This is a genomic window from Pseudarthrobacter sp. PvP090, assembly GCF_040547365.1.
Taxonomy (GTDB): domain Bacteria; phylum Actinomycetota; class Actinomycetes; order Actinomycetales; family Micrococcaceae; genus Arthrobacter.
Genome location: NZ_JBEPPO010000008.1, coordinates 33,202 through 51,683 on the forward strand (window position 1 = coordinate 33,202; position 18,482 = coordinate 51,683).

At 67.3% G+C, this 18,482-nt stretch carries 17 protein-coding genes and 1 pseudogene; 12 read left to right on the forward strand and 6 right to left on the reverse strand.

All coding sequences use genetic code 11. From position 1 onward, the window contains the following. The first annotated feature begins 85 nt into the window (after window positions 1–85). Window positions 86–388, forward strand: coding sequence for a hypothetical protein (locus ABIC21_RS10940; protein WP_354350427.1), 303 nt, complete (start codon window positions 86–88; stop codon window positions 386–388). A gap of 99 nt (window positions 389–487) precedes the next feature. On the opposite strand, the pseudogene ABIC21_RS19330 reads toward ABIC21_RS10940, so the two are convergent. Continuing rightward, window positions 488–568 (reverse strand): annotated as a pseudogene (locus ABIC21_RS19330) (EamA family transporter); the annotation flags it as partial. 180 nt (window positions 569–748) lie between these two features. Here ABIC21_RS19330 and ABIC21_RS10945 point away from each other — a divergent pair. Beyond that, window positions 749–2,212: a protein adenylyltransferase SelO gene (locus ABIC21_RS10945; protein WP_354350428.1), complete on the forward strand. Its 1,464-nt coding sequence runs from the start codon at window positions 749–751 to the stop codon at window positions 2,210–2,212. A gap of 12 nt (window positions 2,213–2,224) precedes the next feature. Here ABIC21_RS10945 and ABIC21_RS10950 read toward each other — a convergent pair whose 3' ends face one another. Continuing rightward, window positions 2,225–2,482: a metal-sensitive transcriptional regulator gene (locus ABIC21_RS10950; protein ID WP_354350429.1), complete on the reverse strand. Its 258-nt coding sequence runs from the start codon at window positions 2,480–2,482 to the stop codon at window positions 2,225–2,227. A 131-nt stretch (window positions 2,483–2,613) separates the two neighbouring features. Here ABIC21_RS10950 and ABIC21_RS10955 point away from each other — a divergent pair, with 131 nt between their 5' ends. The 7 genes from ABIC21_RS10955 (at window position 2,614) to ABIC21_RS10985 (ending at window position 10,509) form a co-directional block, all read left to right on the forward strand. Next, on the forward strand, window positions 2,614–3,261 hold the full coding sequence (locus tag ABIC21_RS10955; protein WP_354350430.1) for a rhodanese-like domain-containing protein: 648 nt from the start codon (window positions 2,614–2,616) through the stop codon (window positions 3,259–3,261). Further along, on the forward strand, window positions 3,258–4,166 hold the full coding sequence (locus ABIC21_RS10960) for a sulfite exporter TauE/SafE family protein (protein ID WP_354350431.1): 909 nt from the start codon (window positions 3,258–3,260) through the stop codon (window positions 4,164–4,166). Before ABIC21_RS10955 ends, ABIC21_RS10960 begins: the two co-directional genes overlap by 4 nt. 46 nt (window positions 4,167–4,212) lie before the next feature. Continuing rightward, window positions 4,213–4,509: a rhodanese-like domain-containing protein gene (locus ABIC21_RS10965; RefSeq protein WP_354350432.1), complete on the forward strand. Its 297-nt coding sequence runs from the start codon at window positions 4,213–4,215 to the stop codon at window positions 4,507–4,509. Between the two features lie 61 nt (window positions 4,510–4,570). Beyond that, a complete protein-coding gene (locus ABIC21_RS10970; protein ID WP_354350433.1) occupies window positions 4,571–4,933 on the forward strand; it encodes a thioredoxin family protein in 363 nt (120 codons plus the stop codon). Window positions 4,934–5,022: 89 nt separating this feature from the next. Continuing rightward, window positions 5,023–6,432: an MBL fold metallo-hydrolase gene (locus tag ABIC21_RS10975; protein ID WP_354350434.1), complete on the forward strand. Its 1,410-nt coding sequence runs from the start codon at window positions 5,023–5,025 to the stop codon at window positions 6,430–6,432. Between the two features lie 173 nt (window positions 6,433–6,605). After that, window positions 6,606–7,811: an MFS transporter gene (locus ABIC21_RS10980; RefSeq protein ID WP_354350584.1), complete on the forward strand. Its 1,206-nt coding sequence runs from the start codon at window positions 6,606–6,608 to the stop codon at window positions 7,809–7,811. A gap of 100 nt (window positions 7,812–7,911) precedes the next feature. Further along, window positions 7,912–10,509 carry a hypothetical protein gene (locus ABIC21_RS10985; RefSeq protein ID WP_354350435.1) on the forward strand — a complete coding sequence of 866 codons (2,598 nt, stop codon included), beginning with the start codon at window positions 7,912–7,914 and terminating at the stop codon, window positions 10,507–10,509. 38 nt (window positions 10,510–10,547) lie between these two features. Here the strand turns inward: ABIC21_RS10985 and ABIC21_RS10990 are convergent, their stop codons facing one another. The 3 genes from ABIC21_RS10990 to ABIC21_RS11000 form a co-directional block, all read right to left on the reverse strand. Then, window positions 10,548–10,814: a hypothetical protein gene (locus ABIC21_RS10990; protein WP_354350436.1), complete on the reverse strand. Its 267-nt coding sequence runs from the start codon at window positions 10,812–10,814 to the stop codon at window positions 10,548–10,550. 97 nt (window positions 10,815–10,911) lie between these two features. Next, window positions 10,912–12,588 carry an alkaline phosphatase D family protein gene (locus ABIC21_RS10995; protein WP_354350437.1) on the reverse strand — a complete coding sequence of 559 codons (1,677 nt, stop codon included), beginning with the start codon at window positions 12,586–12,588 and terminating at the stop codon, window positions 10,912–10,914. 124 nt (window positions 12,589–12,712) lie between these two features. Next, entirely contained in the window at window positions 12,713–13,813 is a 1,101-nt protein-coding gene (locus tag ABIC21_RS11000; protein ID WP_354350438.1) for a M20/M25/M40 family metallo-hydrolase, read from the reverse strand. 353 nt (window positions 13,814–14,166) lie between these two features. On the opposite strand from ABIC21_RS11000, the gene ABIC21_RS11005 reads away from it, so the two are divergent. From ABIC21_RS11005 to ABIC21_RS11015, 3 genes are all read left to right on the forward strand, one after another. Further along, complete coding sequence (locus tag ABIC21_RS11005; RefSeq protein ID WP_354350439.1) at window positions 14,167–15,528, forward strand: hemolysin family protein; 1,362 nt, start codon at window positions 14,167–14,169, stop codon at window positions 15,526–15,528. Beyond that, window positions 15,521–16,561: a hemolysin family protein gene (locus tag ABIC21_RS11010; RefSeq protein ID WP_354350440.1), complete on the forward strand. Its 1,041-nt coding sequence runs from the start codon at window positions 15,521–15,523 to the stop codon at window positions 16,559–16,561. Before ABIC21_RS11005 ends, ABIC21_RS11010 begins: the two co-directional genes overlap by 8 nt. A 72-nt stretch (window positions 16,562–16,633) precedes the next feature. Further along, window positions 16,634–17,821: a TerC family protein gene (locus ABIC21_RS11015; RefSeq protein WP_354350441.1), complete on the forward strand. Its 1,188-nt coding sequence runs from the start codon at window positions 16,634–16,636 to the stop codon at window positions 17,819–17,821. 34 nt (window positions 17,822–17,855) lie between these two features. On the opposite strand, the gene ABIC21_RS11020 is transcribed toward ABIC21_RS11015, so the two are convergent. Then, window positions 17,856–18,470, reverse strand: coding sequence for a nucleoside/nucleotide kinase family protein (locus tag ABIC21_RS11020; protein ID WP_354350442.1), 615 nt, complete (start codon window positions 18,468–18,470; stop codon window positions 17,856–17,858). Window positions 18,471–18,482 lie beyond the last annotated feature (12 nt).

An 18,482-nucleotide genomic window follows, 5' to 3' on the forward strand; every position in this document is an offset into this window, starting at 1 on the left:
AATCCACTCCGGCCCGTCTCCTTACTTTGAGGGGCCCTCCGGGCCTACAGTTGGGCATGTACAGGCCGTCGACAGGAGTGCCCCAGTGATTACCCTGCAGATCGAACACCAGGTCCGGGACTTCGGCATGTGGAGGAGGGCCTTCGACAGCGACCCCCTGAACCGCGCCGCGTCGGGGGTGCGGTCGTACCGGATCTCGCGCCCCCTTGACCAGGAGGACTACGTGATGCTGGAAATGGATTTCGATACGCAGGCAGCTGCCGTGGATTTCCTGGGACGGCTGCAGAACGACACCTGGAAGACCGGGGTGACGGCGCCGGCCCTGGTCGGTGAGCCGTCGACGAGGATCATCGAGACGGTCGCCGTCGAAACTGTGTCCGCCCAATAAGCCCGCTGTTCACTTGGCCGGGACCGCGGGCTCGGCTGGCTGCAGAGTGTTCGACGGCGACGGGTTGAGCCGCGCACGCACGGCCAGGCCGGCGCAGAGCACGATGGCCAGTCCGGGAGAGGCGAGAACGAGCGCCCACGAGACGGTCTGCCAGGCGCCGAGTTCGCGCGCGAGCAGGCCGCAGACGCACCTGCGCGGCCTCCGCCACCAACTCCGGGCCCGCCGGGACCTGCTGGTCAGCAGCCTCCGGGAGCACGCCCCGCAGGCCCATGTCGAGCACGTTCCCAGCGGGGGACTGAATCTCTGGTCAATCACTGGAACGCAACAGCCGCTGAAGGCGCCGCGGGATACTCTTGCTATATGACTGCCGCAGCCTCCTCAACCGTCGCCCTGGACGGACGCTTTGCCCGGGAGCTCGCGGAAATGGCCATACCCTGGCAGGCAGAGGAGGCACCCGACCCGAGGCTCCTTGTGCTCAACGAGGCGCTGGCCGCCGAGCTGGGCCTGGACCCCGCCTACCTCCGGGCTCCCGACGGGGTGCGGCTCTTGATCGGCAACCTGGTCCCCGGCGGCGCCACCCCGGTGGCCCAGGCCTACACCGGCCACCAGTTCGGCTGGTTGGCCCCCCGGCTCGGCGATGGCCGGGCGCTGCTGCTAGGTGAGCTCACCGGCGCGGACGGCCACCTTCGTGACCTCCACCTCAAGGGCTCCGGGCGCACGCCGTTCGCCCGCGGCGGCGACGGTCTGGCTGCGGTCGGGCCGATGCTGCGGGAGTTCATCGTGAGCGAAGCGATGCACGCCCTGGGCATCCCCACCACCCGGTCCCTCGCCGTGGTGGCGACGGGCCGCCCGGTGCTCCGCGAAACCATGCTTCCGGGCGCAGTGCTCACCCGGGTCGCTTCCAGTCATTTGCGCGTGGGCAGTTTCCAGTACGCCCGGGCCACGGGCGACCTCAACCTCCTGCGCCGCCTGGCCGATCATGCGATCGCCCGCCACCACCCCGGCGCCGCGGAGGCCGGGCAGCCCTATCTCGCGCTGTTCCAGGCGGTGGTCGCCGCCCAGGCCTCGCTGGTGGCCCGGTGGATGCTGGTGGGTTTCGTGCACGGGGTCATGAACACCGACAACATGACCATCTCCGGTGAGACCATCGACTACGGGCCCTGCGCCTTCCTGGAAGCCTTCGACCCGGCCGCGGTGTTCAGCTCGATCGACGAGACCGGGCGCTATTCGTACCGCAACCAGCCGGTCATGGCGGAATGGAACCTCACGCGGCTCGCGGAGTCCCTGCTGCCGCTCCTCCACGAGGAGCAGGAGCGGGCGGCCGCCCAGGCACAGGAGTCCCTCGCCGGGTTCCGCCGGCAATACAGCGCGGCCTGGTCGGCCGGCATGGCGGCCAAACTCGGCCTGCCGGACGGGCTCGACGACAGCGTGGCCTCGCCTCTCGTGGACGAGGTGCTCAGCCTGCTCCAGGCGGGCCGGGCTGACCACACCTCGTTCTTCCGGAGCCTCGGCGCCGCCGCCCGGGGTGATGCCGGACCGGTTCGCAGCCTGCTGCCGGATCCGTCAGCGTTCGATGCGTGGGCCAAGCGCTGGAGCGCTCTCGGCCCCGACGCCGACGCGATGGACCGGGTCAACCCGGTCTACATCCCGCGCAACCATCTGGTGGAGGAGGCCCTCGCCGCCGCCACGGGCGGCGATCTTGGTCCGCTCGAACGCCTCCTGGACGCGGTGACCGGGCCGTACGAGGAGCGCCCCGGCCTGGAGCGGTACGCCGCCGCCGCGCCCGAGGACTTCGGCGCCTACCGGACCTTCTGCGGAACCTGAGCCGCCGGAGCCTCAGGCGAGGGAGAGGAAGAGCTTCTCCAGATCCTTCGTGCTCATGCTTGAGTCCTTCCGGACCGCGCACTGCTCCAGTCCGCTGGCAATGATGGCGAATCCCGCCCGGTCCAGCGCTTTCGAGACGGCGGCCAACTGCGTGACGGTGTCCTTGCAGTCGCGCCCTTCCTCAAGCATCCGGATGACGGCCGCCAGCTGACCCTGAGCGCGCTTGAGCCGGTTGATGACGGGGGCGAGCTCGGCTGAATCAAGGTCCATGGGTGTCTCCAAAGTTAGGGATGGCTATGCTCAAGGATATACCCCCATGGGTATTTTTGACTACCCCCAGGGGTATCTGCAATACTCGGTGGGGTATTCAGTTTTTGTTAGCCCGTCTCGAAAGGACACCCATGACGCCCTCTTCCACTTCCTCCGCCCAGGCTTCTCCCGCCGCACCGGCCGTCACCTCACTGGCTCCGGAAACGCTGCGCAGCTGGTTCCAGGAACACCAGGACCTTATCGTGATCGACGTCCGCTCGGCCGCCGAGTTCGAAAACATGCACATCCGCGGCTCGTACAACGTCCCGCTGCCGTTGCTCTCCGAGCACACTGACGAATTGGCCGCCCGCCTGGGCAGCCGCGTGGTGCTTGTCTGCCAGTCGGGAGCGCGGGCCGAGCAGGCACGGCAGCGCCTGGGTGGCGCGGGCATCGGCACCGCCTATGTCCTGGCAGGCGGCGCCCCCGGCTTCGCTGAGGCAGGCGGCGACGTGGTCCGCGGCAAGGCGCGCTGGGACCTCGAGCGCCAGGTCCGGCTTGCTGCCGGTTCCCTCGTGGTTCTGGGACTCGCCGGCGGCAAGTTCGTCTCGCCGAAGATCCGGCTCCTCGCCGGAGCCATCGGTGCCGGACTGACCTTCTCGGCAGCCACCAACACCTGCGCCATGGGCCAGGCAATCTCTGCCATGCCCTGGAACAAGGCCGCCGAGGAGCCGACCCGCGAGTCCGCCATCCTGCAGTTCCCCGTCGCGGGTTCCCTGACCCCGGAGTCCAAAGCCTCATGACCACCACGCTGATCCTCGTACTTGCCCTTTCGGTGCTCATCGGGCTGTCGCTCGGTGTGCTCGGCGGCGGCGGATCCATCCTGACGGTGCCGATCCTGGTCTACGTGGCCGGATTCGATGCCAAGGAAGCCATTGCCGCCTCCCTGTTCGTGGTCGGCGTAACCTCGGCCGTCAGCGTCTTCAGCCACGCCCGCGCCGGGCGTGTCATGTGGCGGACCGGTCTGCTGTTCGGCGCCGCAGGCATGGTCGGAGCCTTCGTGGGCGGCCTCCTCGGCGGTCACATCCCCGGCCAGATCCTCCTGATTGCGTTTGCCCTGATGATGGTGGCCACCTCCATCGCCATGATCCGCGGACGCAAGAAGAAGGCTGACACGGGCAACGAGGCGCCCAAGCACACCGAACTGCCGCTGTTCCGCGTACTTCTCGACGGCCTGGTCGTCGGCCTGGTCACTGGCCTGGTCGGTGCCGGCGGCGGATTCCTGGTGGTGCCGGCACTGGCGCTGCTTGGCGGACTGCCGATGGCAATCGCCGTCGGAACCTCGCTCGTCGTGATCGCCATGAAGTCCTTTGCCGGCCTGGCCGGTTATCTCACCACCGTTGAGCTGGACTGGGGGATCACCCTGGCCGTGACAGCGGCCGCCATCGTGGGCACCCTGATCGGGTCCAAGCTCGCCGGGCGCATCCCGGAAGCGGCCCTGCGCAAGGGCTTTGGCTGGTTCGTGCTGGTGATGGGCGCGTTCGTGCTCATCCAGCAGGCCCCCGTGGATCTGCGCGGACCGATCGCCCTGGGTGTCGCCGGAGCCGCGCTCGTCGCGGCCGCAGTCTGCTGGTTCTTTGTCAGCGCCTGCCCTCTGCGCAGGTCCAACCGCGTTACCCGCCAGGACACCCAGCCCACGCCGGTCTGACCCGATCGGCGCACCATCAGTCACTCCTGAACCGAAAGGCATCACCATGGCAGAAATCAGCATCACCGAAGCAGACCAGCGCCGGAACCAGGCGCAGGTCCTGGACGTCCGCGAGGACTTCGAAGTCGCCGAGGGAATGATCCCTGGCGCAATCCACATTCCCATGGGCGAACTGCAGGCCCGGCTTTCCGAGCTTGACGCCAAGGTCCCCGTGATCGCCATCTGCCGCAGTGGCAACCGCAGCGCCCGTGTTGCGGATGCGCTCAACGCCGCCGGCTTCACCGCAGACACCATGGACGGCGGCATGATTGCGTGGACCCGCGCGGGCCTGCCGACCACCTGATCCGCCCCTGACCAGCAGTTCCCGCCCGCACCCCACGACCTAAGAGGAATGGAAGTTAATCATGGCAACCATCGACATCACCGAAAAAACCCTCGCCGAAACGCTGGAAACCAATGACATCGTCTTGGTCGACTTCTGGGCCGGGTGGTGTGGCCCCTGCCGCATGTTCGCCCCCACCTATGAAGCGGCCTCAGCGAGGCACCCGGACGTTGTCTTCGCCAAGGTGGACACCGAGGCCGAACAGGCCCTGGCGGCCGCGGCGGGAATCACCTCGATTCCCACACTGATGGCATTCCGCGACAAGACGCTGGTCTTCTCGCAGCCCGGCGCGCTCAACGCTGCCGGCCTTGAGCAGGTCATCGAGGGCGTTAAGAACCTGGACATGGCCACCCTGCGTGCCCAGGCAGCGCAGCCACAGGGCTGACCGGACCCACCTTGCAAGATACCCCCGGGGGTATTATTGTTGTTAGTAGTCGACGGGGTTTTGCCCCACCTCTTTACGAAGGAGAGCACATGCTTCTGGAACGCATTTATGATGAGGATCTTGCCCAGGCCAGTTACCTGATCGGCTGCCAGGCCAAGGGTGAGGCGGTGGTGGTGGACGGCCGCCGGGACATCGCGGTGTACCAGGCGCTGGCGGCGAAGAACGGCATGAAGATCGTCGCGGTTACCGAGACCCACATCCACGCCGATTACCTGTCCGGCACGCGGGAGCTTGCCGCGGCGACGGGGGCGAAGATTTACGTTTCGGGCGAGGGCGGGCCGGACTGGCAGTACGGGTTCGAGGGCGAGCGGCTCTTCGACGGCGACACGATCACGCTGGGCAACATCAGCATCAAGGCCCTGCATACCCCGGGCCACACCCCGGAGCACCTGTCGTTCCTGGTCACCGACGGCGCGTTCAGTGACCAGGCCGGGTACCTGCTCTCGGGTGACTTTGTCTTCTCCGGGGATCTGGGCCGTCCGGATCTGCTGGATGAGGCCGCCGGCGGGGTCGACACCCGCTTTGCGGGTGCGAAGCAGTTGTTCGCGAGCCTGCGGGATAAGTTCCTGACCCTCCCGGATTATGTCCAGGTCCACCCGGCGCATGGTGCCGGCAGTGCCTGCGGCAAGGCCCTGGGCGCGATCCCGTCCTCCACGGTCGGCTACGAGCGGCTCTACGCCTGGTGGGGCCCGTACCTGGCGGCGAACGACGAGCAGGGCTTCGTGGATGAACTCCTTGACGGCCAGCCGGACGCGCACGCGTATTTTGGCCGGATGAAGCGGGAGAACCGTGAGGGCCCGGCCGTCATGGGCGACCGTGCCCCGCTGGCCGAGCTGGACCTCGCTACTGTGGCGCAGGGCCTGGCCGCGGACACGCTGACGTTCATCGATACCCGGTCCAACGACCAGGTCCACCAGGGCACCGTGACCGGGTCCCTGAACGTCCCGGCCGGCAAATCCGTGGCTAGCTTCGGCGCCTGGGTCGTGAACCCGGAAACCGATCCCAACCCGCTCGTGCTCCTGGCACCGGACCAGGGGACCGCGCAGGACATGTGGGACCACCTGGTCCGGGTCGGGATCGACAAGGTCGCCGGGTACGTCACCGGCTTCGAGTCCCTGCCCACGAGCACCCCGAAGCTGATCCAGCCCGAGGAGCTTGAGGGCTTCGAGGCCGCGATGGTCCTGGACGTGCGCAACCGCACCGAGCACACCGCCGGGCACATCCCGGGCTCCCACCAGCTCAGCGGCGGCCGCGTGATGTGGCACCTGGACGAACTCCCCGCCCACGGCACCATCGTGTCCTACTGCCAGAGCGGGGTCCGGAACTCCGTCGCGGCCAGCGCGCTGCGCCGCGCCGGGTACGACGTCGTCGAACTCGACGGCAGCTACAACGCCTGGACCGCCTACCGGCAGGCACGCGAAACCGTCCCCGCCAACTAACCCGCACCCAACCGACTGACAGCCCCGGCGGCGGCCTTGAACACCAGGGCCGCCGCTTCAGCTTTGTCCCAACCACGTGGAGCACCATGAACTCCGGCACCATCAACCCGCTGCAGCAGCGGCACCGCCGAACCGGCATCACGCTGGGCCTGCGGCAGAACCTGGCCCAGTTCATGCTCCTCGTCGCCGTCAACGCCCTTGTGGGCGGCACACTGGGCCAGGAACGCACCGTCCTCCCGCTGCTGGCCGGACAGGTCTTCCACCTGGACCTCTACACGTCCGCGCTGACGTACATCCTGGCCTTCGGCCTCGCCAAGGCCGCCACCAACTACTTCGCCGGCACCCTCTCGGACCGCTACGGCCGCAAACCCGTCCTGGTTGTCGGCTGGGTCATTGCCCTGCCCGTCCCGCTGGTGCTGATCTTCGGACCCTCCTGGGGCTGGATCGTCGCGGCCAATGTGATCCTGGGCATCAGCCAGGGCCTCACGTGGTCCACCACCGTGATCATGAAAATGGACCTCGTCGGCCCGTCCAGGCGGGGCCTGGCCATGGGCCTGAACGAGGCAGCCGGGTACCTCGGCGTCGCCGGCACCGCCCTCGCCACCGGCTACATCGCCGCCACCTACGGCCTGCGGCCCGGACCGTTCCTGCTCGGCGCCGCCTACATCGCGCTCGGTCTGGGCCTCTCGGTCTTCGCCGTGAAGGAAACCCGGGGACACGCCCGGCTGGAAGCAGCCAACCACACGTCCGCCCACGCCAATGCCCACGGGCAGCTGAGCAACCGGGAAATTTTCACGCTCACCAGCTTCCGGGACAAATCCCTGTCATCGGTCAGCCAGGCCGGCATGGTCAACAACCTCAACGACGGCCTCGCCTGGGGACTCTTCCCCGTCCTGTTCGCCGCCGCCGGACTGACCATTGAAAAGATCGGCATCCTGGCCGCGGTCTATCCCGCCGTCTGGGGAGCCGCGCAACTCGTCACCGGTGCACTGTCGGACAAATACGGCCGGAAATGGCTGATCGTGGGCGGTATGCTCCTCCAGGCCGCCGCCCTCGCGATGATCGCCGTCGGCCAGGACTTCGGGGTCTGGCTGGCCGCCGCCGCCCTCCTCGGCCTCGGTACGGCGATGGTCTACCCGACCCTGCTCGCCGCCATCGGCGACGTCGCGCACCCGGAATGGCGTGCGCGTTCCGTGGGCATCTACCGGCTGTGGCGCGACGGCGGCTTCGCTGTCGGCGCCCTGCTCTCCGGAATCATCGCCGACGCGTACGGCATTCCTGCCGCCGTCGGCGTCGTCGCGGGGCTTACCGCCCTGTCCGGGATTCTGGTGGCCGTCCGGATGCGCGGCACTGACCACCACAGCCACCGCATGGGCTAGCTCAGAACGCCTCGGCAGTCCCGCGCCCGGCCATTGCAATCTGCGGCCGCGGGGTCCAATATCGAGTTCAGCCCTCGTCCCCCTGAGGCAGGAGGTCATCGTGGCGGATTCTGCCACGGCCGGACTCGTCCCCGGCGCCGTGAACCTCGACGGTCTGACGGAGATACGTGTGCACGGCGTGGGCGGCACACCGCCGGAGGACCTTCTCGGCGATCTGCGGCCGACGAGGGTCGCGGGGGACCGCATCGCCGGGTTCTACCGGACCAGCGATGCCCGCGGCCGCCACCGTGAGGCGTACTCGTGGGGCGGACTGACATCGCACTCGCCGCTCCGGGTGCTGTGGACGCCGCTGTTGCCGTCGATGCTGGCCAACATGGCCGGGTGGATGGCCCGGCGCCGGGTGATGTCCGGCGATGAGGAGGCAACCGCAGAGCCGACGACGACGGCGTTCCGCTGGTTTGCGCGCCTCGCGGCCCTCGCACTGACCCTGAGCACCGCGGTTATGGTCACCATGCCGAGCCTGGATACTTTCGCCTATCAATGCCTGGGCCAGCAGCAGTGCCGCTCCCGGCTGTGGGGTGAGGCGTTCCTGGACGTCGTGGCGCCGTACGACCGCCCCGGCGTCCGACTTGCCGCGGGCATCATCGCGCCGGTATCCGTCGCGGTGCTCTTCTACGTCCTGGCCTCCCGTTCGCGCACCAGCTATGAAGGTGTTGAACCGCCCGCACCGGGAACGGCCAGGCCCGTACCCTACGGCCGTTGTGCCGCGGCGCAGCCGGGCGGGTTGCGCAGCGCTGACTTCTGGTCGGGGCGCCGGTGGCACCAGCACCTCTCGGAACTGCACCTGGCGGCCGGCCTGGCGGTGGCGGCGGGGACCCTGGGCTGGTGTGTGTCCGAACTCGGCGGACGTGCGGACCTCACGGAGACGGGCGCCCCCGTGACTGCCCGGGCGGCCAGCGCGGCCGCCGCCGTCGTGATCGCTGCTGTCATCGTGATGCTCGCCTGGGACGAGGCACACGAGCTGCCCGCCCGCGGAACGCTCTATGCTTCAATCGGCGCCCTGCTGGCCGCGGTCGCCGGCGCCCTGACGCTGCCTCTGGAACTCCATGAGGCAGGCGGTGGGACGGAGGCCGTCACCCAGCCGGCCGGCGTCCTGCCGGGCATCGTTTCGTCGGTCGCTGCCGGCTGGACGCTCACTCTCGTGCTGCTGGTCCCGTTGATGATCCAGCTGCTGGCGGCGTGGATCATCCGGTGGCGGAACGCCCTGACGGTCGAGCAGCGCGGGCCCGGGCGGTTAAAGCGCCTGACGGCAGTGGCGCGCGGATCCGTCAGTGTGTTCCCGTGGGCGGCGCCCGTGGTCCTGAATGTTGCCGCGCTCATCCTGGCCAACGCGGTGCTGTTGTCGCTGATGATGGTCGTCGCCGACGGGCTCGGGACGGTTGCCTACGGGCCCGGGCCACAAGAAGGGGGCGGTGCGGGCGACTACACGGGCCCGGTCCTGTGGGTGCCGAAGACCGTCGCATCGATCGCTTCCATTCTGGCCCTGGGCCTCATCGGCGTGCTGGCACTTTTCGCGGCGGCCGCCGGCGTGTGGCTGTCCGTCACATCACGGCAGCGGGCGGTGAGCCTCGTGGCCGAACTCCAGCGCGACTACGACGCAGCGGAGGCAGCGCTGGCCGGTCCGCCCGCGGAAGCTCCCGCACAGGGACACAGCACGTCCCGGAAAAACGGGGACGTCTGGACGGTGTCGGCCTTTGATCCGGCGCCGTTCAGCCGGCGCCGGGCTGCAACCATGCGGGCCGACGGCGGGATGCGACCCAGCCCCTGGGTCCGCAAGGTGGCCAGGATGCGCCTGATCGGCGAGTACGCCCCGACACTGGCGGCATACCTGATGATTGCGGTGGCAGGTGCGGCGCTGCTGGGTGCGGCGCTCTTCGTCACGCAGGTCTTTGTGCTCGATCAGGATCCGCCCTTCCTGAACATCGGGGTGGCCACGTGGATCAGTGCCTCGTTGCCCATCGTGTACGGGGTGGTCCTCCGGATCGCGTTCCGGCAGGAGAAATGGCGCAAGGTCCTGTTGTCGCCGTTCGACGTCGGGACGTTTTTTCCGCGGTCGTTCCACCCGTTCGCCCCGCCGTCGTACACCGAGCGGGCGGTGCCCGAGCTGACACGCCGGATCTGGCGGTTGCATGACAACCAGGGCCGGGTGGTGCTCACCGCACACTCGCAGGGCAGCATGGTCGCCGCCGCCGCGCTGGCGCGCCAGTCCGCCCGCCACGAGGAGAAGACCGTCGGCCTGGTGACCCTCGGGTCCCCGCTGGCGAAGCTGTATCGCTGGGCGTTTCCCGCCCTGGTCAGCGACGGACTCCTGCAGAACTTCGCCGGCGGCCGCGGAGGCATTGGTGCGGTCTGGTGGCGCAACGTCTACTACGAGACCGATTACATCGGCGGACCGGTCGCCACGGATGACTGGCCCGCGAACAGCGCCACTGACATCCGCCTGGTCGACCCGCCGACGGACAAGTTCGTGTTCGCCCAGCCGCTGCCCCGAATCCTGAGCCATACCGGCTACTGGGTTGACGCCAGGTTCTGGCATGAGGTCGACAGTGTCTGCGACGCAATCGCAGCGGACACCGTGGCTTCCCCCCGCACGGACACCATCGCCCCTGACCCCGGGGCGCCGCTCCAGTACCGGTAGGGATGCGCCGGTCCGCGACACCCCGCGGCCCATCAGGGCTAATGCTCCAGGCAGACCGTGATGTCGAGATGAATGCCGTTGGTGACCAGGCGGTCCGCCAGGAACCTGGCGAGGCTCGCTTCGGTCGCCGTGTGCTCGCTTTTGGCGATCGCGCCCCGCAGGCACGCCATTGTCGCCGTGGACTTGACGGTGGACAGGGGTGCACGGTGGTCGGATACCAGCCGCTCGATATCCGTCCGGAAGGCGCGCTGGCGGCCCTCCTTTGCGGTGGCGAGCAGGGTGAACGGTATAAAAGCAGTCGGCACGAAGAGTCCTTTTCTGGCGGCGGCCCCTTGGCCGTCCAATGAGAACAAGTCTTCGAAGGGTCCGGCTATTCCGCGAACTGGTGTACTGAGTCCAAGCTCACCCGGCGGGCTCCCCGGCCTGCCGGGGAGCCAACGTGACGGAGGAGACGAGTTTCAGCCGGGGATGCAGCTGGTCACCGCCGTCCACGACGCCCGTCTGCCACCACAGTTTCAGCCCCTCCGGGGCCACCTCCAGACAGGCCAGGTTGTTGTCGAACCAGGGCCCCTTGACGCCGGACCACCGAAATGGCGGATCCGGGACCTTGGCCGAGCGGGCCGCCAGGGCGCCTACCGGGGTGGCCAGGCCATAGGACATGACGGCGGCGAAGGACCTCATCAGCCGGGGCAGCGGGTTGCGGATGGGGGAGCAGACGGCCTGCACGATCCGGCTGCCCGAGGAGCGCTCCACCTCCGACACGTAGGAATAGTGGACATCTCCGGAGAGAAAAGTGATGGTTTCCGGTGCCGGGCCCCGTTTGCCGTCGGCGACCTCGGTGACCATGGCCGCCACTTCATGGAAGCTGTTCTGGAAGGCGCCCCAGTGTTCCAGGTCCACCGCCTGGCGCAGCTTTTCGCCGACGCGGGCCGCAGGTTTCCCCCAGGCACCCTGGGAGATGGCCTCATTCCAGGATTCGACGTAGTGCAGGCCCATCGGCAGCAGGAAAGGCAACGACGTCGCCACCAGCAGGTGGCGGAAACCGCCGCGCATCCGTCCGTCGAGCCAGGCCATTTCCGCCTTGTCCACCAGGGCGCGGTCGTCCGGCGTCAGGTCCCGGGCTGCCCGGGAATCCACCACAATCAGCCGCGTGTCCCCGAACTCCCGGCAGTAGCTCCACCGGTACGATCCCGGGTCCTGATCCGCCCGGTCCGCGAAACTGTCCAGTTCGGCGCTCACGTCGATCTCGTCCTCACCCGTGTGCCCGGCGATCTGCTGCCAGACGGCGTCCCCGGCCCGCTCCTGCGGTGACAGGTTCCCCAGATGCTGATAGACCCAGTATGAGGCCAGGCCCGCGACAATCCGCCCATGCCACCAGGAGGTGGCCTCCATCTCCTTCTTCCAGCTGAGGGAGGTGTTCCAGTCGTCGCGGATGTCGTGGTCATCGAAAATCATGGCGCTGGGCAGGGTGGACAGCAGCCACCTGTTCGCGGGGTCCGACCAGGCCAGATTGTAGAGGTGGGCGTATTCCTCAAAGTCCTTGAGCTCCTCGCCGGGCGGTTCATCGATGTCCCGCCGCGCGCGGATGAACTCCTGCATCTGCTCGCTGGTCAGATCGGCGTACACCTGGTCGCCGAGGAAAGCCACCAGATCCGGCCACGGCAGATCACCGCCGGAGGCCATCTTCATGGCGTAGGCGCGCAATGAGTCGACGCCGTGGGTCCGGTTGCCGGACTTATCGTGCGGAACGCTGGTCCGGCAGGAGCCGAAGGCCATCCGCAGCGGCTTGCCGGTCTGCAGCGTCGCGATCATGGACGGGGGGAACTCCGAGGCGGGATCGGGCCAGACCTGGCTTCCGTTGATGTCGAGGGCGTACGGCGTCACTGTGCCCGGCTCCAGCCCGTCCAGTTCCACCAGTGCGTAATGGTGGCCGTGGACAGCAAAAGTACGCGCTGCCCAGTCCCTCCCGCCCGCGCGGATGGAGACCCGGGCAGCAGACCGTGTCTCCACCCAGATACTCGCCGAGGTCTCATCCACGTACCGCATCATCGGGCCGAGCACCAGGGGCGAGGTAGTCATGACTCAGTTCTACCTGTTCGGACCGGGGCGCGGCCATGCTTTGGTGGAAATGATCCGGCGGAGCGGCTGCTGTTGGTCATGGAGCAAGGCGGGCCGCTCTCGACGTTCAGGAAAGGCCCGGACGTCAGCCCCGGGGGGCCATGGCGTAGGTGGCGGTGGCGTAGGCCAGGGCTGCGGACATTTCCTTGAGCAGGTCCGCGTTGGTGTTCTCGATGGTGTCGCAGGCCTTGTGGTAGCAGGAATCGAGGTCCTTGCCGGCCACACCGCCGTAGGCCTGCACCTGGGCCTTGGTCTTGGATTCCACATCGCCGGTGAACAGCCCGCCGCCGGGAATGCCTGCCCGCAGGAACGGTTCGTAATCGGACCCGCCGTCGAAGGGCGTGCTTTCCGCCGGCAGCGAATTCTCCTCGAAGAACCGGAACAGGACATCCTCGATCTCCCGGGAGCCCTTCGGCCCGGCCTCCTCGAAATCCGACCCGTCACCGTCGTGGATGGACCTTACTCCGTTCGGCGAGGCCGCCATGTCCACATTCAGGTAAAGCGCCGTCCGGCGGACTTCGGCCGCGCTCAGCTCGTCGACGTAATGCCGTGAACCATCGAAATCGTCCTCTTCGGCGGCCCAGAACGCGAACCGGACCCGGTTCGCCGGCTGCATCCCGGTCTCCTTCATCCACCGCGCGGTTTCCAGCACTGCCGCGACGCCGCTGCCGTTGTCGTTGATGCCCGGGCCTTTTTGCACGGAATCCAAATGGCCACCCACCACAATGGTGTTCTCGGCACTGCCCTCCGTGTCGGCCAGGATATTGAAGGACTCCACCCGCTCATCGTCGCGCCGGTACGTGAACTTCTGCCGGACCGGGGTGTACCCGGCCGCGCGCAACTGGTCCTCGACGTAGCGGGCGGAGTCCTCATAGCCTGTGGTGCCCGAGGCGCGGTTGCCGTCATTGTCATCAGCGACACGTTGCAGCGCCTCCAGGTGTTTCGCCACGTCCCGGCCCTTGAAGGCCTCCAGCACCACGCCCGCGTCCACCGCACTGGCGGGGCCCAGCCGTGGAGCAGCCGCGCTGGGGCCGGCGGATGCCGCGCCGCTGCCGGGGCTGCTGGTCACTTCTTCGGGCAGGAAGTCCGGCCGGGAGCCGGCCGCGGACTCGGAAGTGCAGGCCGTTGCTGACAGCAGCAGAACGGCCAGGACTGAAGGAAGTACGTGCTTGCGCAGAGTCAACATGCTTGGAAACCCGTCGTTAGTCGGTTTCAGCTCGGGTGGTTGGGACGCTCGCCTCTGACTTTCGGTAGGCCGCGGTCATCATTGAACCGCGGATTTCACTATCAGTTGCGACCATTCTCGTGGACCCGGCTGTAACTTCAATAGCGCTTGGCTGTGAAAATGCTGTGCGATTCGCCAGACGCCGATCCAGGAGACGACGACACTGTCACGGGTTCGCCTGCGGCGGATTGTTCCGCGGTGTCACGGCCGGGCGGATAGACTGACGTGCACTATGGATGACCCTCCCTCACATATGCCCTCGCCCCTCGACTTCCTGACCGGAATCCCGGCCAACGCAGGAGAGGGGCGCCCGAATGTATGAATGGATCATGATCGGCGTCGGCCTCGTCCTGACGGTCGGCACGGGAATGTTCGTGGCCTCCGAGTTCGCGCTGGTCAACCTGGACCGCAATGACCTTGAAGCGCGGCAGGCGCGCGGTGAGAAACGGCTTGCCCCGACCATCAAGGCGCTCAGGATCACCTCGACGCACCTCTCCGGCGCGCAACTGGGCATCACGTTGACCACCCTGCTCACCGGGTACACGTTCGAGCCGGCCATCAGCAAACTGCTCAGCGGACCGTTGACAAGCGCCGGTCTCCCCGAGGCGGTGGTCCCCGGGGTGGGGGCCGTTATCGGCATCTTCCTGGCCACAATCTTCTCCATGGTCATTGGCGAACTCGTCCCCAAGAACTTCGCGCTGGCGCTGCCGCTGGCCACGGCAAAAGTGGTGGTTCCGTTCCAGACCCTGTTCACCACGGTCTTCAAGCCCGTGATCCTGCTGTTCAACAACACGGCCAATTCCGTCATCAGGTCCTTCGGCATTGAACCCAAGGAAGAGCTCTCCGGCGCCCGCAGTGCCGAGGAACTGAGCTCCCTGGTCCGCCGCTCAGCGCTGGAAGGTGTCCTCGACCTGGACCACGCGGCCCTGCTGCACCGGACACTGCGGTTCTCCGACCACAGCGCCGCCGACGTGATGACCCCGCGCGTGCGGATGGCGACGATCGGATCCGACGACACGGCCGAGCAGATCGTCAGCCTGGCGACCGCCACCGGCTTTTCGCGCTTCCCGGTGATCGGGCGGGACCGGGACGACGTCATCGGTGTGCTGCACGTCAAACAAGCCTTCGCGGTTGCCCTCGGCGACCGGGCGGGCGTCCTGGCGTCCGACCTCATGATCGAGCCGCTGCGGGTGCCTGAGTCCATGGGCGTCGACACCCTCCTGGGTCTCCTGCGCCGGCAAGGCCTGCAGGTGGCGATCGTCTCCGACGAGCACGGCGGCACCGCCGGCATCGTCACGCTCGAGGACCTGGTGGAGGAAATCGTCGGCGAACTCGAAGACGAGCACGACCGGGCCCGCACCGGCGTCGTGCGGACGGGCCGATCGCTGACTTTTGATGCGTCCCTCCGGCCCGACGAACTCCTGGACCGGACCGGCATCACTGTTCCGGACGGCGAGGAGTACGACACGATGGCCGGGTTCGTCACGGACCGGCTTGACCGGATCCCTGAACTCGGCGACGAGGTGGCCATCGACGGCGGGACGCTGCGGGTGGAACGCGTGGTGGGGACCCACGTCGAGCGGCTCCGCTTTACCCCGGACGAATCCGCGGAACCGCCGCAGAGCAGCCATGACCGGATCATTGACAATCTCACGCGGGAGCTGACCCATGAGTGAATATCTCCCAGGCATCATCTGGCTCGTCGTCCTGCTGGTCGTCAATTCCTTCTTCGTCGGCGCCGAATTCGCCGTCATCTCCGCGCGGCGTTCGCAGATCGAGCCGAAGGCTGAGGCGGGCAGCAAGGCCGCCAAGACCACCCTCTGGGCGATGGAGCACGCCACGCTGATGCTGGCGACCAGCCAGCTTGGCATTACGGTGTGTTCCCTGGTCATCCTGAACGTCTCGGAACCGGCGATCCACCACCTATTGGAGATCCCCCTCGGCCTGACCTCCCTGTCGGCTGAGACGATCGGCATCGTCGCGTTCGTCGTCGCCCTGCTGCTGGTGACGTTCCTGCACGTGGTGTTCGGCGAAATGGTGCCGAAGAACATCTCCTTCTCCGTTCCGACCCGCGCGGCGCTGCTCCTGGCCCCGCCGCTGGTGCTGGTGGCCCGTGTCTTTAAACCGGTCATCTGGACCCTTAACGGCATCGCCAACTCGATCCTGCGGCTCTTCAAAGTTGAGCCCAAGGACGAGGCCACCAGCGCCTACACGCTGGACGAGGTGGCGAACATCGTGGAGCAGTCCACCCGCGACGGGATGCTCACGGACACCAGCGGGACCCTGACCGCGGCCTTCGAGTTCACGGCCAAGACGGTCGCCGACGTCGAAGTGCCGATCGGTTCGATGGTGCTGCTGCCCGCGTCCGCCACCCCGGCTGATATCCAGCGGGCTGTCGCGGCGCACGGCTACTCCCGCTACATCCTCACGGACGACGACGGCGCCCCCACCGGATACCTGCACCTCAAGGACGTCATGGACCTCACGACGCCGGCCGCGTTCAGCGAGGCGGTTCCCGCGAAACGGATCCGGAAGCTGGCCTCGGCCTTCAGCGGCAGCGAACTCGAGGACGCGCTGGCCGTGATGCGCCGCACGGGAGCCCACGTGGCCAGGGTCTTTGACGCCCACGGCACCACAACGGGCGTGCTGTTCCTCGAGGACATCATTGAGGAACTCGTCGGCGAGGTGCAGGATGCCACCAGCGCCTAAACTTCTCACACCACCTGCAATGCCGGACCGAACTGGCCCCACGGGCCGGATCCTTCACGGAAGTTGAGCACCATGACCGTTTCCCCGCTTATCTGGGCCATCACCATTGCCGTGATCCTGGCCCTGCTGGCTTTCGACTACTTCTTCCACATCCGCAAGGCCCATGTGCCCACGCTGAAGGAGGCCGCCGCCTGGTCGGCGCTCTATGTGGGGCTGGCTGTCCTCTTCGGTGTCCTGGTGTGGGTTTTCGGCGGCACCGAGATGGGGTCGGAGTACTTCGCCGGGTACATCACGGAAAAGGCCTTGTCCGTCGACAACCTCTTTGTCTTCCTGATCATCATCGCGAGTTTCCGGGTGCCCCGCGAGGACCAGCAGAAGGTGCTGCTCTTCGGCATCGTCTTCTCGCTGATCGCCCGCACCGGCTTCATCCTGCTGGGCGCCGCGCTGATCAATTCCTTCGCGTGGGTGTTCTACATCTTCGGACTGATCCTGCTGATCACCGCGGGAAACCTGCTCCGGCCGGACGCCCACGGCGAGGACCAGGCCGACAATTTCATGATCCGCATGGCCAGGAAGCTCTTCCACACCACGGAGCACTACGACGGGGACAAGCTCTTCACCATCCAGGATGGAAAGAGGGCGCTGACGCCGATGCTGCTGGTCATGGTGGCGATCGGGGGAACCGATATCCTCTTCGCCCTGGACTCCATCCCGGCGATCTTCGGGCTGACCCAGAACGTGTACATCGTCTTCACCGCCACGGCGTTTTCCCTGATGGGCCTGCGCCAGCTGTACTTCCTGATCGACGGCCTCCTGGACCGCCTCATCTACCTCGCCTACGGCCTGGCGGTCATTCTCGCCTTTATCGGCGTCAAGCTGGTGCTCCACGCCCTGCATGAGAACAACCTGCCGTTCATCAACGGCGGCCAGCCGGTTCCCGTGATCGAGATCAGCACCGCCACGTCCCTGGGTGTCATCGTCGGGGTGCTCATCCTGACCGTCGTCGCGTCGCTGCTGAGCAAGGCCGGCAAAGCCCAGACGTCCATCAACAACGCGCGCCGGCACGCCGTCAACTACCTTGACCTGGAATACACCGCCGACTCGTCCGAACGTGAACGGATTTACCGGATGCTGACCGACGAAGAGTCCCAGATCCTGGCCATGGATCCGAAGTACCGCAACAAGGCCAAGGACATTGACAAGATCCGGGCGCTGGTGGCGGAGGCGCACCGGCAGCACGAGGAATACCTCGCACGTTAGGAGCCGGGTCCGGCGGATCCCGCTCCGGGCCGCGTTAGGCGGGGGCGGGGCCGGCGGGGGAGTGCTCCCCGGCCGGCCCTTTGCAGGCATTGGTGATGGCGGCGTGGAGCCGGGCCAGCACCTCGGCGGGCTGCCCGTCGGCAGGGATGCTGGTAAACCCCGTGAATTCCGGGAGTGAACGGTACGCGTCGCGTAAGGACTCCAGGTCTTCGAGGCGCTCGGAGTCGGTGCCCCGCGCGAGGACGCGTGCGTGCGCCTCGCGGGGGTCGATGTCGAGGTAGATGAGGAGGTCGGGCTGGGGAAGCGTGCGGATGAGGAACAGAAGCACGCGTCCCCGGGGAAGTCCTTGCATCCGGCGCAGCGCGAGCTGGCAATGCAGGTCCCGATCCATGACCACCAGGCCGGGAAACCGTTTGGCGCGGCGGTGTGAATTCAGGACGTTGAAGGTCCGGACCGCCGTTTCAAGACAGTCCGCCAGCCGCGGGGGCAGGTGGATGCCGAGTCTGGCACTGATGAGGGACATCTGTCGGCGACCTGCATAATTGCCGAGGAACAGGGCGCCTTTCCCCGCACGGCGGGCGGCATCAACGAGGGCCCGTGCCGCCGTCGTTTTTCCTGAACCGTCAATTCCGGTGAGCACGATCAGCAAGCAGTCTCCTTT

Bases quoted from the DNA above. Each gene is read 5' to 3' on its own strand.
- ABIC21_RS10975 (WP_354350434.1), top strand. From the start codon at position 5,023: ATGCTTCTGGAACGCATTTATGATGAGGATCTTGCCCAGGCCAGTTAC.
- ABIC21_RS10950 (WP_354350429.1), bottom strand. From the start codon at position 2,482: ATGGACCTTGATTCAGCCGAGCTCGCCCCCGTCATCAACCGGCTCAAG.
- ABIC21_RS10995 (WP_354350437.1), bottom strand. From the start codon at position 12,588: ATGACTACCTCGCCCCTGGTGCTCGGCCCGATGATGCGGTACGTGGAT.
- ABIC21_RS11000 (WP_354350438.1), bottom strand. From the start codon at position 13,813: ATGTTGACTCTGCGCAAGCACGTACTTCCTTCAGTCCTGGCCGTTCTG.
- ABIC21_RS11005 (WP_354350439.1), top strand. From the start codon at position 14,167: ATGTATGAATGGATCATGATCGGCGTCGGCCTCGTCCTGACGGTCGGC.
- ABIC21_RS10945 (WP_354350428.1), top strand. From the start codon at position 749: ATGACTGCCGCAGCCTCCTCAACCGTCGCCCTGGACGGACGCTTTGCC.
- ABIC21_RS11015 (WP_354350441.1), top strand. From the start codon at position 16,634: ATGACCGTTTCCCCGCTTATCTGGGCCATCACCATTGCCGTGATCCTG.
- ABIC21_RS10955 (WP_354350430.1), top strand. From the start codon at position 2,614: ATGACGCCCTCTTCCACTTCCTCCGCCCAGGCTTCTCCCGCCGCACCG.
- ABIC21_RS11010 (WP_354350440.1), top strand. From the start codon at position 15,521: ATGAGTGAATATCTCCCAGGCATCATCTGGCTCGTCGTCCTGCTGGTC.
- ABIC21_RS10970 (WP_354350433.1), top strand. From the start codon at position 4,571: ATGGCAACCATCGACATCACCGAAAAAACCCTCGCCGAAACGCTGGAA.
- ABIC21_RS10960 (WP_354350431.1), top strand. From the start codon at position 3,258: ATGACCACCACGCTGATCCTCGTACTTGCCCTTTCGGTGCTCATCGGG.
- ABIC21_RS10965 (WP_354350432.1), top strand. From the start codon at position 4,213: ATGGCAGAAATCAGCATCACCGAAGCAGACCAGCGCCGGAACCAGGCG.
- ABIC21_RS10980 (WP_354350584.1), top strand. From the start codon at position 6,606: ATGCTCCTCGTCGCCGTCAACGCCCTTGTGGGCGGCACACTGGGCCAG.